Origin of the sequence: Aminobacter sp. P9b, from assembly GCF_045345995.1 — a bacterium.
Taxonomy (GTDB): domain Bacteria; phylum Pseudomonadota; class Alphaproteobacteria; order Rhizobiales; family Rhizobiaceae; genus Aminobacter; species Aminobacter niigataensis.
The window spans coordinates 4,058,721-4,072,717 of record NZ_CP150082.1; the positions used below are offsets into that span (position 1 = coordinate 4,058,721).

At 63.6% G+C, this 13,997-nt stretch carries 13 protein-coding genes; 9 read left to right on the forward strand and 4 right to left on the reverse strand.

What is annotated here, in order from left to right; all coding sequences use genetic code 11:
- Positions 1–14: 14 nt before the first annotated feature.
- The gene (ettA, locus tag WHT83_RS20045) at positions 15–1,664 is read right to left on the reverse strand and encodes an energy-dependent translational throttle protein EttA (RefSeq protein WP_108607598.1); all 1,650 of its coding nucleotides are present in this window, start codon (positions 1,662–1,664) and stop codon (positions 15–17) included.
- A 308-nt stretch (positions 1,665–1,972) separates the two neighbouring features.
- Here ettA and WHT83_RS20050 point away from each other — a divergent pair, with 308 nt between their 5' ends.
- Entirely contained in the window at positions 1,973–3,244 is a 1,272-nt protein-coding gene (locus WHT83_RS20050; RefSeq protein WP_406872186.1) for a tlde1 domain-containing protein, read from the forward strand.
- A 100-nt stretch (positions 3,245–3,344) separates the two neighbouring features.
- Complete coding sequence (locus tag WHT83_RS20055) at positions 3,345–4,262, forward strand: cation diffusion facilitator family transporter (RefSeq protein WP_108607597.1); 918 nt, start codon at positions 3,345–3,347, stop codon at positions 4,260–4,262.
- A 1-nt stretch (position 4,263) separates the two neighbouring features.
- Here the strand turns inward: WHT83_RS20055 and WHT83_RS20060 are convergent, their stop codons facing one another.
- Entirely contained in the window at positions 4,264–5,151 is an 888-nt protein-coding gene (locus tag WHT83_RS20060) for a LysR substrate-binding domain-containing protein (RefSeq protein WP_406872187.1), read from the reverse strand.
- Positions 5,152–5,451: 300 nt separating this feature from the next.
- Here WHT83_RS20060 and WHT83_RS20065 point away from each other — a divergent pair, with 300 nt between their 5' ends.
- Together WHT83_RS20065 and WHT83_RS20070 are read left to right on the forward strand one after the other, a co-directional pair.
- Entirely contained in the window at positions 5,452–6,501 is a 1,050-nt protein-coding gene (locus WHT83_RS20065) for an LLM class oxidoreductase (RefSeq protein ID WP_406872188.1), read from the forward strand.
- 23 nt (positions 6,502–6,524) lie between these two features.
- Entirely contained in the window at positions 6,525–7,001 is a 477-nt protein-coding gene (locus WHT83_RS20070; RefSeq protein ID WP_406872189.1) for a flavin reductase family protein, read from the forward strand.
- A gap of 85 nt (positions 7,002–7,086) precedes the next feature.
- Here WHT83_RS20070 and WHT83_RS20075 read toward each other — a convergent pair whose 3' ends face one another.
- Entirely contained in the window at positions 7,087–7,848 is a 762-nt protein-coding gene (locus WHT83_RS20075; RefSeq protein ID WP_183260306.1) for an ABC transporter permease, read from the reverse strand.
- Positions 7,845–8,771, reverse strand: a complete 927-nt coding sequence (locus WHT83_RS20080) for an ABC transporter ATP-binding protein (protein WP_183260304.1) — start codon at positions 8,769–8,771, stop codon at positions 7,845–7,847. Before WHT83_RS20080 ends, WHT83_RS20075 begins: the two co-directional genes overlap by 4 nt.
- Before the next feature lie 207 nt (positions 8,772–8,978).
- Here WHT83_RS20080 and WHT83_RS20085 point away from each other — a divergent pair, with 207 nt between their 5' ends.
- The 5 genes from WHT83_RS20085 (at position 8,979) to WHT83_RS20105 (ending at position 13,993) form a co-directional block, all read left to right on the forward strand.
- Complete coding sequence (locus tag WHT83_RS20085) at positions 8,979–9,911, forward strand: alpha/beta fold hydrolase (protein WP_406872190.1); 933 nt, start codon at positions 8,979–8,981, stop codon at positions 9,909–9,911.
- 88 nt (positions 9,912–9,999) lie between these two features.
- Positions 10,000–11,175: a CaiB/BaiF CoA transferase family protein gene (locus WHT83_RS20090; RefSeq protein WP_406872191.1), complete on the forward strand. Its 1,176-nt coding sequence runs from the start codon at positions 10,000–10,002 to the stop codon at positions 11,173–11,175.
- Positions 11,172–12,821, forward strand: a complete 1,650-nt coding sequence (locus WHT83_RS20095; protein ID WP_406872192.1) for a thiamine pyrophosphate-binding protein — start codon at positions 11,172–11,174, stop codon at positions 12,819–12,821. The genes WHT83_RS20090 and WHT83_RS20095 overlap by 4 nt, the downstream gene beginning before the upstream one ends.
- A 129-nt stretch (positions 12,822–12,950) precedes the next feature.
- Entirely contained in the window at positions 12,951–13,667 is a 717-nt protein-coding gene (locus tag WHT83_RS20100; protein WP_108607589.1) for a glycosyltransferase family 2 protein, read from the forward strand.
- Entirely contained in the window at positions 13,664–13,993 is a 330-nt protein-coding gene (locus WHT83_RS20105) for a lipid-A-disaccharide synthase N-terminal domain-containing protein (protein ID WP_108607588.1), read from the forward strand. The genes WHT83_RS20100 and WHT83_RS20105 overlap by 4 nt, the downstream gene beginning before the upstream one ends.
- Positions 13,994–13,997: the final 4 nt, after the last annotated feature.

A 13,997-nucleotide genomic window follows, 5' to 3' on the forward strand; every position in this document is an offset into this window, starting at 1 on the left:
GAATGGTCTGGAGCTTAGCGCGTCAGGCGCTTGTGGCTCATCCGGTGCGGGTTGGCCGCATCGGCGCCAAGGCGGCGGATCTTGTCCTTCTCGTATTCCTCGAAGTTGCCTTCGAACCACTCGACATGCGCGTCGCCTTCATAGGCCAGCATGTGAGTAGCCATGCGGTCGAGGAACATACGATCGTGGGAGATGATGACGGCGCAGCCGGCATAAGCTTCGAGTGCATCTTCGAGCGCGCCCAGCGTTTCGGTGTCGAGATCGTTGGTCGGTTCGTCGAGGAGCAGAACATTGCCGCCGTTCTTCAGCATCTTGGCGAGGTGGACGCGGTTGCGCTGACCACCCGACAGGTTGCCGACGCGCTGCTGCTGGTCGCCGCCGCGGAAGTTGAACGACGAGCAATAGGCGCGGCTGTTCACTTCATGCTTGCCGAGCTTGATGACTTCGGCACCGCCGGAGATCTCTTCCCACACGGTCTTGGTCGGGTCGAGCGCGTCGCGGCTCTGGTCGACATAGCCGAGCTTGACGGTCTCGCCGACACGGATCGAGCCGCTATCGGGCGTTTCCTGGCCGGTGATCATCCTGAACAGCGTGGTCTTGCCGGCGCCGTTGGGGCCGATGACGCCGACGATGCCGCCGGGCGGCAGCTTGAAGTTCAGGTTTTCGATCAGCAGTTCGTCGCCGTAGCCCTTGTTCACGCTATCGACCTCGATCACCACGTTGCCGAGGCGTTCGCCGGCCGGAATGACGATCTGCGTGTCGGTCGGACGACGCTGATCCGCCTTCTCCACCAGTTCCTCATAGGCCTTGATACGCGCCTTGGACTTGGTCTGGCGTGCCTTGGGCGAGGATGCGATCCACTCGCGTTCGCGCCAGATCGCCTTCTGGCGGGAATCGTCCTCGCGGCCTTCCTGGATCAGGCGCTTGGCCTTGGCGTCGAGATACTTGGTGTAGTTGCCCTCATAGGGGATGCCGCGGCCGCGATCGAGTTCCAGGATCCAGCCGGTCACGTTGTCGAGGAAGTAGCGATCGTGGGTGATGATCAGCACCGAGCCCGGATAGTCGCGCAGGTGCTTTTCCAGCCACGCCGTGGTCTCGGCATCGAGATGGTTGGTCGGTTCGTCGAGCAGCAGGAGGTCAGGCTGTTCGAGCAGCAGTCGGCACAGCGCGATGCGGCGGCGTTCGCCACCCGACAGCTGGGTCACTTCGGAGTCGGCGGGCGGGCACTGCAGCGCGTCCATCGCCATCTCGACCTGCTGTTCCAGGTCCCACAGGTTGAGACGGTCCATCTCGTCTTGCAGCTTGGCGCCCTCGTCGGCGGTCTCGTCCGAGTAGTTCATCATCAGCTCGTTGTAGCGCTCGATGATGGCGGTCTTCTTGGAAACGCCGTCCATGACGTTTTCGAACACGGTCTTGGCAGGATCGAGATGCGGCTCCTGCGCCAGGTAGCCGACGGTCGCGCCATCAGCCAGCCAAGCCTCGCCGGACCATTCCTTGTCGAGGCCAGCCATGATCTTGAGCACCGTCGACTTGCCGGCGCCGTTGGGGCCCAGGATGCCGATCTTGGCGTCGGGGTAGAACGACAGGTTGAGATTATCCAGCACCTTCTTGGTGCCGTAGGACTTGGTCAGTCCCGACATGTGATAGATGAACTGGCGTGCCACGCGCGCGTATCCTGCTTCTCAAGTGATAGGAGTTGGGCGCTATGTAGGCCATCCCACCCCAAACGGCAAATGCTTTTGGGTGAGCCAAATCAGCGCCAACAGACGCTCCCGGAGCGTCGTCGCAGCCGCAAAGCAAAATTTAACCATATTTGTCCATCCTTTCTCCATCGTTCTGTCGAGTTGGGGACATTCCGGAAATCACGCACTGCGGTCGCTCGCCGGCCGTAGACGTTGCGAGACAACTGGTCTGCTACGCGTTAGTGAGTAAAACCGTTTGTTTCCGGCCTTTGCGCCGTCTTTTGCGTCCATTGCTGATCGCTTCCCTTGGCACCGCTTTTGCCGGCGCGGCCGCGTGGTCGATGGCCGGCGTGGTGGCGATGGGCAATGTCAGCGCCTTCGATGCGTCCCACTTTGCGCCCAAGCCACCGGTCCAGGCGGTCAAGGTCCCCAAGGCGCGTCTGACGGCCTATGTCAGTACCGACAAGGCGTCGCGGCTGACCGCACCAAGGCAGAGGCCCGTTATCGCCAACGCCGCGCAGCCCGTTGTGACCGCGAGCCTGGTTTCTGGCTCAGGCAAATCCCCCCGGCATGTCGATGTTGCAGCTATTGCACCCCCAACCGGCCATTCCGCCCGCTTCGACACCATCGCCAGGCAGGCCGACCTCAGCTCGAAAAAGCTCGCCAGCCTGTTCGGCTCGGCCGATGCGGCCGCGCCGCAACGCCTCGCCGCGGACGCCACAACGTCCAGCCCGGACGTGCCGCTGCCCGCTTCGGTCGAAGAGCGCCCGACCATTCTCGCTTATGCCGATCCGTCGCCGGGTGCCGCCGCCGACACGGCGCTGTCGACCTTGCTGACGGGCCCCACCGATGAGGAACGCACCGCGGCGCAGGCTGAAGCGGAAGCAGCCGCCCTGCCCGACTATGCCGAAACCCCGTCTGCGGCCCCCCGGCCCGAACTTCGCCCGGAAGCAACCGCCCGGCCCGCCGACGCCGGCAAGCCGGACGCTGGCGAGGCCGCTGAGCCGAAGGCAGCCGACAAGCGCGAAACGCAGAAGCCTCAGAAGCTCGCCTATGCCCGTCGGGAAATCCCGGAAGACAAGCCAGGCAGCACCCTTGGCCAGTCGTTGCGCAACATGTTCGGCGGCAAGACCAGGGCAGGCAACGGCGTCGCCGTCTACGACATCAGCGCCGCCAAGGTCTACATGCCCGACGGCAGCGTGCTCGAGGCCCATTCCGGCATCGGCAACATGGCCGACAATCCGCGCTACACCCATGTCAAGATGAACGGCCCGACCCCGCCGCATACCTACAATCTCAGGATGCGTGAAAAGCGCTTCCATGGCGTCGAGGCGATCCGCATGCTGCCCGTCGATGGCAAGAACAAATTCGGCCGCGATGGCTTCCTGACCCATAGCTACCTGCTGCGCGGCGGCCGCGAGGAGTCGCATGGCTGCGTTGCCTTCGCCGACTACAAGCGTTTCCTCACCGCCTTCAAGCAGGGCAAGGTCAAGCAGATCATCGTCGTGCCGAGCGGTGGGCGCGAAAGCTTCCGCCTTGCCTCGAACGGCAAGTCCATCTGACGGGCAAGCCAATCCCGGGGCCGCGGGTGCTTTCGCCAAGGCAATGAACCGCCGCCACAGTCGATAGACATCGCGGCAGCGCCATTCCATAACCGGCGACATGCTCAGCGAAACGAAAGTCCTTCGAATTTCCATCGCCGTGACCTTCGTCGTCGCGGTTTTCGGCATTGCCTTTGGTGTCTTGAGCGGTTCGTCCTCGATCGCTTTCGATGGCGCCTATTCCCTTGCCGATGCGACCATGACGATCCTGGCGCTGATCGTCGCGCGGCTCATCACCAGCAATGCCAACCACAACCGCCGGCTGCACAAACGCTTTTCGCTCGGCTTCTGGCACCTTGAGCCCATTGTTTTGGGCATGAACGGCATCGTCTTGATGAGCGTGTCGATCTACGCCCTGATCAACGCCATCGCCAACCTGCTGGCCGGCGGCCGCCAGCTCGAGTTCGACTTCGCCATCGTCTATGCCGCGGTGACGCTCGCCGCCTGCCTGACCATGGCGTTCATCGGCAGCCGCGCCAACCGGACGATCCAGTCCGACTTCGTCACCCTCGACGTCACCGCGTGGATGATGTCCGGCGGCATCACCGCAGCGCTGCTGGTTGCCTTCATCGGCGGCAGCCTTGTCGAAGGCACCGAACTGAGCTGGGTCGCGCCATATGTCGACCCTGCAGTGCTGGCGCTGGTCTGCCTGATCATCATCCCGATGCCCATCGCCACCGTCCGCCAGGCATTTTCCGACATTCTGCTGATCACGCCGGAAACGCTCAAGACGCATGTCGACGAGGTCGCCCGCGCAACCGTGAAGAAACACGGTTTCGTTTCCTATCGCGCCTATGTCGCCAAGGTCGGCCGTTTGATGCAGGTCGAGCTTTACTTCATCGTGCCGCCCGGCCTGCCCGCGAAAACCATCGAGGAATGGGACCGGCTGCGCGACGAGATAGGCGACGCCCTTGGCGATGAAGGCCCTGATCGTTGGCTGACCATTGCCTTCACCGCCGACAAGGAATGGGCGGAGTAGCTCAGCCTGCTTGCGCCTCTTCCATGAGCCAGGCAACGAAGCGCGCGATCGCGGGGCGTTCGGCGACATGCGGCAAGGTGACGGCATAATAGGCGAACGCGGTTGGCCATGGGCGCTCGATGGCGACAGCGAGCCGGCCGGAGGCGATCTCTTCCTTGGCATAGATGTCACGAATGAGCGCGATGCCCTGCCCGGCTTCAGCCGCGCGGATCAGCAGAAAATCATCGTCGAATGAAGGCCCGCGTTCGATGCGCGCGTCGCCTTCGATCCCCATTGCCTTGAGCCAGAGCCGCCAGTCGGCCCGGTCCGAGTCCTGTAGAAGGGGGTAGGCAAGACAGTCGCCAGGCTCCTTTATTCGAGGTCCGCCGACAAGCAGCGCAGGGCTCGCCACCGGTATCAGTTCGGGCGCCATCAGGTGGATGGCATCGAGGCCGGGATAGTCGCCGAGGCCGTGGCGGATCGCGATATCCACCCTTCCCTTGCGCAGATCCACCAGTTCGGATGATGCCTCGACCCGGACCTCGATCTCAGGATGCCGGCTAGTAAACCGGCCGAGACGAGGAACGAGCCAGGATGCCGCGAAGGATGGCACGGTGCAGATGGTGATCGATTGCGCAGCATTTCTGGCCTCGAGCAGGTCAAGGCCATGTTCGATCTGGTCGAAGGCACGCAGGACTGCCGGATGGACGCTTGCGCCGACTTCCGTCAACTCGACGCCGTATCGTGTTCGCGAAAACAGCGGCGCGCCAGTGCGCTCCTCGATCAACCTCAATTGTTGGCTCACCGCGCCGGAAGTCACCCCCATCGCTTCAGCCGCACGCTTGATGCTGCCGTGGCGTCCGGTTTCGGCAAAGGCCCGTAGTGCCAGCAAAGGGAGAACCCTGCCCATGAGAGACGCCCGATCCAGATATGAAATTAGCTAAACTCTATTGAGGCGCCGTCCTCATCGTCAATTACCATGGGGCGCGGCATGCATCCATATATCATATAGAGCGATTCACGGCAATTCGCCATAGTGAAGCCCCTTTAGAATTTAGCTGAACTACCTTCTTAAACGAGAATTCATCGTTTCCCTCACTTGTCCGGGTTTCGTAGCGTGCTGCCAGGTTAGCGCTGCAAAAGCGCAAGCTCCCACTGCCGGGCCTCCGCCAGGCTCGGGAAAGAACCCACGACAAGGAAACTTCTGCCTATGAACATCGCCGCCCCCCGAACAGATCGTTCGACCGCCCATTCCGGCGCATCCAGTGAAGCTTTTGCCGGGCACCCCGGCTATCGGCGCATGTTCGCTCCGGACCGGCTGACCGTCGGCATCTTTCTGCCCTTGCGCTTCTATGAGGGCGACATGGCTGTGCTGGAAGGCCAGGCTGAACTGGTCGAGGACATCGACCGCCGCGGCTTCGCAAGCATCTGGGTCCGTGACGTGCCGCTTTTCGATCCGGGCTTCGGCGATGCCGGCCAGCTTTTCGACCCCTTCACCTATCTTTCCTATCTGGCGGCGCGGACGCATAAAGTCGCGCTGGCCACGGGAAGCGCCATCTTTTCCCTGCGTCATCCCATCGATCTGGCCAAGGCGGCAACCACGATCGATCACCTTTCCGGCGGCCGTCTCGTGCTGGGAATCGCGTCCGGCGATCGCCCGGCCGAGTTTCCGGCCTACGGCCTGGACATGGACGATCGGGGCAGGCGATTTGCGGAAGCGGTGGCCTATTTCCGGCAACTGATCGCACCCGGCCGGCCGTCCATCAATTCAAGGCTCGGAACGATGACAGGCATCGACTTCCTGCCCAAGCCGCCGGTAGGTCGTATTCCGCTGATCGTCACCGGATCCAGCCGGCAGACGCCGGCATGGGTTGCCGAACATGCCGATGGCTGGCTGACCTACCCGCAGCCCACCCACATAGCGGAGGGCCCGAAGCGGCTGGCGCAGAACATTCGCGCCTGGCGGGACCAGATTCCGGATGGTGGCTTTCGCCCGCATATGACCAACGAGTGGCTCGATCTCTCCGACGATCCCAACGTCCCTCGCACCCCGATGCGTGGCGGGTTCGTGTTGAAGACCGGCCGCAAGGGGCTGATCGACCTGCTCGGAGAATGGCGCGAGGCCGGCGTCAACCACGCAGCGCTGGGGATGCAGTTTTCCGACCGCCCGGCTGGCGAGATCATCCAGGAGCTTGCCGAAGAGGTCTTGTCACACTTCCCGTCGCTGGAGGGGCCTTCGCCGCTTGCTGCAAGATGGTAGGCGTCGCAGAGCGGCCAGCGATATTGCCGCCTGACGCCCTCAAGTCGGCCTTCGCGCAGATACCGACATCTGTTGCAGTCGTCACGACAGGCAGCGGATCGGAGCGCTATGGTGCAACGGTTGGCACGCTGAGCGCACTGTCCCTCGGCCCGCCGATGCTGATGTTCGCGATGAAACAGACCTCCAGCCTGCTGCAGCGGCTGGAGGTGGGAAGGCCTGTCGGCATCAACGTTCTCGCCGCCCATCAGCACGACATAGCGCGCCGCTTTGCCACGCCAGGCATAGATCGGTTCGGCGACACGCGATGGTGCGAGGAGCACGCGCTTCCCCGCATCGACGAGACGCTGCTGTGGATCGCGGCCCGCGTCCGCGACCAGCTGCCGCTTGGCGACCACATGCTGGTCACGGCGATCATCGAGCACACCCAGACGGAAGACCTCGCACCGCTGGTATTCTGGCGGCGCGGCTTTTCGGCGATCTCGAACGACAGAGGAGTCTGAGTTCGGCTAGGCGTCCTCGCTGCGGCTGCACCGAAAAGTCTTTGGCGTGCAGCCGCATAAGCCAGCCGATTGTTGTCTTCCTAGCCTACGCCTTGATGCGCCAGCCGGTCCTGAATATCCACCAGACCGCAATCAGGCAGGCAACGAGGAACACCAGCGTCATGCCGAGGCTGATGCCGACATTGACGTCCGATATGCCGAAGAAGCTCCAGCGGAAGCCGCTGACCAGATAGACCACCGGGTTGAACAGCGACACGGTGCGCCAGAACGGCGGCAGCATGTCGATGGAGTAGAAGCTGCCGCCAAGGAAGGTCAACGGTGTGACGATCAGCATCGGCACCAGCTGCAATTGCTCGAAATTGCCGGCCCAGATGCCGATGATGAAGCCGAACAGGCTGAAGGTGACCGCCGTCAGCACCAGGAACAACAGCATCCAGCCGGGATGCTGTATCTGCAGCGGCACGAACAGGGCGGCTGTCGCGAGGATGATCAGCCCGAGGATGATCGACTTCGACGCTGCCGCCCCGACATAGGAGATGACGATCTCGAGATAGGACACCGGCGCCGACAGCAGCTCGTAGATGGTGCCGACGAATTTCGGGAAATAGATGCCGAACGAGGCATTGGAGATGCTCTGGGTCAAAAGCGACAGCATGATCAGCCCGGGCACGATGAACGCGCCGTAGCTGATGCCGTTGATCTCGCTGATGCGCGAGCCGATGGCAGCACCGAAGACGACGAAATAGAGCGAAGTCGAAATGACGGGCGAAACGATGCTTTGCAGCAGCGTGCGCCAGGTGCGCGCCATTTCGAACAGGTAGATTGCGCGGATCGCGTGAAAATTCATCGCCGTTCACTCACCAGATTGACGAAGATCTCCTCCAGCGAACTCTGGCTGGTCTGAAGGTCCTTGAAGCGGATACCGTTGTCGTTGAGGTCCTTGAGCAGCGCCGTGATGCCGGTTCGTTCACCCTGCGCGTCGTAGGTGTAGACGATTTCGTGGCCGCCGTCGGCCAGCTCCAGGCCGTGGCTGGCGAGCGCCGGCGGCAGGCTGTCGAGCTGGCTCTGCAACTGCAGCTTCAATTGCTTGCGGCCCAGCTTGCGCATCAGCTCGGCCTTCTCCTCGACGAGGATGATCTCGCCCTTGGAGATGACCCCTACCCTGTCGGCCATCTGCTCGGCCTCCTCGATGTAGTGCGTGGTCAGGATGACGGTGACGCCGGTTTCGCGCAGCGAGCGCACCACCTCCCACATGTCGCGCCTCAGCTCGACGTCGACGCCGGCGGTAGGCTCGTCGAGAAACAGGATCTGCGGTTCGTGCGACAGCGCCTTCGCGATCATCACGCGCCGCTTCATGCCGCCCGACAGCGTCATGATCTTGCTGTCCTTTTTCTCCCACAGCGACAGATCCTTGAGGATCTTCTCGATATGCGCCGGGTTCGCCGGCTTGCCGAACAGGCCGCGGCTGAAGCTGACCGTCGCCCATACGGTTTCGAAGGCGTCGGTGGTCAGTTCCTGCGGCACCAGCCCGATGCGCGAGCGCGCGTCACGGTAGTCGCGAACGATGTCGTGCCCATCCGCCAGCACCATGCCCTCGGTCGGGTTGACGATGCCGCAGATGATGCTGATCAGCGTCGTCTTGCCGGCGCCGTTGGGCCCGAGCAAAGCGAAGATCTCGCCGCGGCTGATGTCGAGATTGATGTTCTTCAGCGCCGAAAAGCCCGACGCATAGGTCTTGGAAAGATTGGAAACGGAAATAATCGGCTGCATGGCGATCATCGCTTGAGATTTGAATGGAAATGAAGGGCAAAACCGGCTGGGGGCACGCCGGCGCTGGGGTTAGCGGAATATATGGGCTGATATCGCGCGAACAAGGGGCACGCCGCCGCCTCCTGACATTGTCGTGTGCACCACCGGCCGCCGCCCTTGACGCGCAAGGGTGGCGCCCTCAACAGTTCCGATCGAGGGGAGACAACAATGCCGTTCGACAGTCGCATTCCGCTCGCATCGCCCACGGGCGCCCATATCAATGTGTTTGTCCGCCGCGCCGAGGCACCTGCCCGGGCGGTGGTTCAGATCAACCACGGCTTGGCCGAACATGCCGCACGCTACGGCCGCTTCGCCGATTTCCTCGCCGCCCATGACTGTCACGTCTACGCCCATGACCATCGCGGTCATGGCGCGACGTCGGCGCCCGATGCGGCTACCGGGCGTTTCGCGGCCAAGGACGGTGTCGACCGCGTCCTGGCCGATGTCGGCGCCGTGCATGACTTCATCGCAGTCCAGCACCCTGATCTGCCGGTTGTGATCTTCGGCCACTCGATGGGTGGGCTGATCGCGCTCAATTTCGTGCTGCGCCATTCCGAACGCGTGGCAGCGGCGGCCATCTGGAACGCCAATTTCTCCGCCGGCATCCTCGGCCGGCTGGCACAGGCCATCCTTGCCTTCGAGCGCTTCCGGCTCGGGTCGGACGTGCCCTCCCGCATCCTGCCCAGGCTGACCTTCGGCGACTGGGCAAAGAAGATCCCCGGCCGCCGTACCGAATTCGACTGGCTCTCGCGCGATCCGGCCGAGGTCGATGCCTACATCGCCGACCCGCTCTGCGGCTGGAACGCCTCGGTGTCGATGTGGATCGACATTTTCGATCTGGTCATTGCCGGTGCCGACGACGGCAACTTCGCAAGCGTGCGCAAGGACCTGCCGTTCAACCTCGTCGGCGGCGCTCACGACCCGGCAACCGACGGCGGCAAGGCGGTCGAGGCGCTGGCTTCGCGCATGCGCCAGATGGGCTTTTCGAATCTCGCTTCAAAGGTTTACGCAGAAACCCGCCACGAAAGCCTGAACGAGGTCAATCGCGATGCCGTCATGGCCGATTTCGCCGGCTGGCTCGACCTGACGTTTCCGCGGTGAACATGCTTGCTGGCCCATTGCAACGTGGTGGCGGGATATCGGGACTCCTGATAGATCGTGGCGCGACCGAAATGATCTCTGGTGCCCCATGAGCAATCCGCCCCTCCACGGCGTCCGCGTCATCGAACTCGCCCGCATCCTCGCCGGCCCCTGGGCCGGACAGTTGCTCGCCGATCTCGGCGCCGATGTCGTCAAGGTGGAAAACCCCGACGGCGGCGACGACACCCGCAAATGGGGCCCGCCCTTCGTCACCTCCCATGACGGCGAGAACCTGTCGGCCGCCTATTATCACGCCTGCAATCGCGGAAAGCGCTCGATCGCGCTCGACTTCTCGACGCCTGAAGGTGCGGACATCGTGCGCAAGCTGGTCGCCGGCGCCGACGTCCTGATCGAGAACTTCAAGCTTGGCGGCCTCAAGAAATACGGTCTCGACTATGACAGCCTGAAGAAGATCAACCCCAGGCTGGTCTATTGCTCGATCACCGGCTTCGGCCAGTCCGGCCCTTATGCGCCGCGCGCCGGCTACGACTTCATCGTCCAGGGCATGTCGGGCCTGATGTCGATCACCGGGCCTGCCGGCGGCGAGCCGCAAAAGGTCGGCGTCGCCGTCACCGACATCTTCACCGGGCTTTATTCGGTCATCGCCATCCAGGCGGCTTTGCGCCACGCCGAGGCCACCGGCCAGGGCCAGCATATCGACATGGCGCTGTTCGACGCCCAGATGTCGGTGCTCGCCAACCAGAACCTCAACTATCTCGTCTCGGGCAATTCGCCGGTGCAGATGGGCAACGCCCATCCGAACATCTCGCCTTACGAGGTGCTGCCGGTGCGCGACGGGCATTTCATCCTCGCCGTCGGCAATGACGGCCAGTTCCAGAAATTCTGCGCCATCGTCGGCCTCGACGATCTCCCCGCCGACCCGCTCTTTGCCACCAATTCCGCCCGCGTCGCCAACCGCGTCGCCTTGCGCGAGAAGATCGTCGCCGCGCTCGCGGCCTTCGACCGCGAAACCCTGCTCGCCCGGCTCGAGGCTTCAGGCGTGCCGGCAAGCCCCATCAACAATATCGGCCAGGCCTTCGCCGATCCGCAGGCGATCGCCCGCGGCATGCGCATGGACCTCGACGATGGCCACGGCAATGCGCTGCCCTCAGTGCGCGCGCCAATGATCATGTCCGAGACACCTCTTTCATATGTCAGACCTTCGCCGCGGCTCGGGGAACACACCGCGGAAATCCTTGCCGAACTGGAGAAGAACGAAAAATGAAGACCGGCGGACAACTGATCGTCGACGCGCTCGAGGCCAACGGCGTCGACCGCATGTACTGCGTGCCGGGCGAATCCTATCTCGCGGTACTCGACGCGCTGCATGATTCCAAGATCCGGAGCATCGTCTGCCGCCAGGAAGGCGGTGCGGCGATGATGGCCGACTGCCACGGCCGCCTCACCGGCAAGCCGGGCATCTGCTTCGTCACCCGTGGCCCTGGCGCCACCAACGCGTCCGCCGGCGTGCACATCGCCATGCAGGATTCCATCCCGATGATCCTGTTCATCGGCCAGGTGGCGAGCCATGCCAAGGAGCGCGAAGCCTTCCAGGAGGTCAACTACCGGCGCTTCTTCGGCGATATCGCCAAGTGGGTGGTCGAGATCGACGATGCCGCGCGCATTCCCGAACTGCTCACCCGTGCCTTCTCCGTCGCCACCTCGGGCCGCCCAGGTCCCGTCGTCATCTCGCTGCCCGAGGACATGCTGACCAGCGAGGTCGAGGCCCCGGCCGCCCTGTCCGCCGTCGCGGTCGAAACCCGCCCGGGCGACGAAGAGCTGGCCAAGCTCGAGGCCCTGCTCAACAGCGCCAGGAATCCGTTCGTCATCCTCGGCGGCACGCGCTGGAATGCCGAGGCTGTCGAGCGCATGAAGAAGATCTCGGAAGCCTGGTCGCTGCCGGTCGGCGTCTCCTTCCGCCGCCAGATGCTGTTCGACCACCTCCATGAAAACTACGCTGGCGACGTCGGCATCGGCGTCAACCCGAAGATCGCAAAGGCGATCAAGGAAGCCGACGTGGTGCTGCTGGTCGGCGGCCGCTTCGGCGAGATGCCATCATCTGACTACACACTGATCAAGAGCCCCTATCCGGATCAGAAGCTCGTGCATATCCATGCCGACTCTGACGAACTCGGCCGCGTCTACCGCCCGACCGTCGCCATCAATGCCTCGCCGGCGGCCTTCGTCGAGGCTTTCGCCAGGCGCAAGCCGGCCGCAAAGCCGGCATGGACCGAAAACACCAGGGCGCTGCACGCTGCCTATCTCGAATGGTCGACCCCGCCGCTCGCCGGCCCGGGTGCGGTCCAGATGGGTCCGATCATGAACTGGCTGGAAAAGGTCCTGCCCGAGGACGCCATCCTCACCAACGGCGCCGGCAATTACGCCACCTGGGTGCACCGATTCCACCGCTTTCGCCGTTTTGCCACCCAGGGTGCGCCGACGTCGGGCTCGATGGGCTACGGCACGCCAGCAGCGGTTGCAGCCAAGGGCCTGTTCCCCGAGCGCGAGGTCATCGCCTTTGCCGGCGACGGCTGCTTCATGATGAACGGCCAGGAGTTCGCCACCGCGGTGCAGTATGGCTTGCCGATCATCGTCATCGTCGTCAACAACGGCATCTACGGCACCATCCGCATGCACCAGGAGCGCGAGTATCCCGGCCGTGTCGAGGCGACCGACCTCAAGAACCCTGATTTCGCAGCGCTTGCCCGTGCCTATGGCGGCCATGGCGAGACGGTGCGCGAGACCGACGAATTCGCGCCCGCCTTCGAGCGCGCCCGTGCCAGCGGCAAGCCGACGATCATCGAGATCAAGCTCGATCCGGAGGCCATCACGCCGACCCGCACGCTGAGCGACATCAGGGACAAGCGCTGATCCCTGCCCCGGGGACAAGCGGGATCCTTGACTTGGGGAAAGCGCAAGCGTCGTGGCAAATGCGTGGCTTTGATGCTATTGAGGCCGCGCATTTCACCATCCTGACGTAACACTTCCCCAGGCAAGCTGATGATTTCAATCGTCATTCCGTGCAAGAACGAGGCCGAGAACCTGCCGATCCTGGTCGGCGAGGTCCACGACGCCATGGCCGGCCGCGACTACGAGGTCATCGTCGTCGATGACGGCTCGACCGATCGCACGGCCGACGTTCTCGCCGAGCTGGCGCGCAGCGCCGGTCGCCTGCGTCATGTCAGGCACGACCGCTCGGCCGGCCAGAGTGCCGCCGTTCGTTCCGGCGTCTTCGCGGCGCGGGGCAGCATCGTCGTCACCATGGATGGCGACGGCCAGAACGATCCCGCCTATCTGCCCAAGCTCGCCGACGCACTGATCGCCGCCGGCCCGTCGGTCGGCGTCGCCGCCGGCCAGCGCCTCAAGCGCACCGACACCAAGCTCAAGCAGCTGTCGTCGCGTTTCGCCAATGGCCTGCGCGAGATGATCCTGCGCGACGGCACGCGCGATTCAGGCTGCGGCCTCAAGGCGTTGCACACCGATCTGTTCCGCCAGCTGCCGTTCTTCGACGGCTGGCATCGTTACCTGCCCGCACTTTCACTGCGCGAGGGCCGCGGCGTCGTCCATGTCGACGTCGTCGACCGCTCGCGCCGCCACGGCAAATCCAATTACGGCATCCTCGATCGCGGCCTGCGCGGCATCCTCGACCTCACGGGCGTGTGGTGGCTGCGTCGCCGCCGCAAGGTCGTGCCATCGGTCACGGAGCTTGGCCAATGAACCTCATTTCCGAACTCGGCACCTGGCTGCACGATGTCTTCGTCGCCCAGTTCAACGGCTGGATCCTGCTCGGCTTCGTCGCCCAGGGCATGTTCACCATGCGTTTCGTCGTGCAATGGCTCGCTTCGGAACGCGCCAAGCGCTCCGTCGTGCCCGTCGCCTTCTGGTTCTTCTCGCTCGGGGGCGGCGCCCTGCTGCTGATCTATGCCATCCAGCGCCAGGACCCGGTGTTCATTGCCGGCCAGGGCCTCGGCCTGTTCATCTACATCCGCAATCTCTGGCTGATCGCCAATGAGCGGCGCGCCGCCATGGCCGACACCGAGTAGTGGG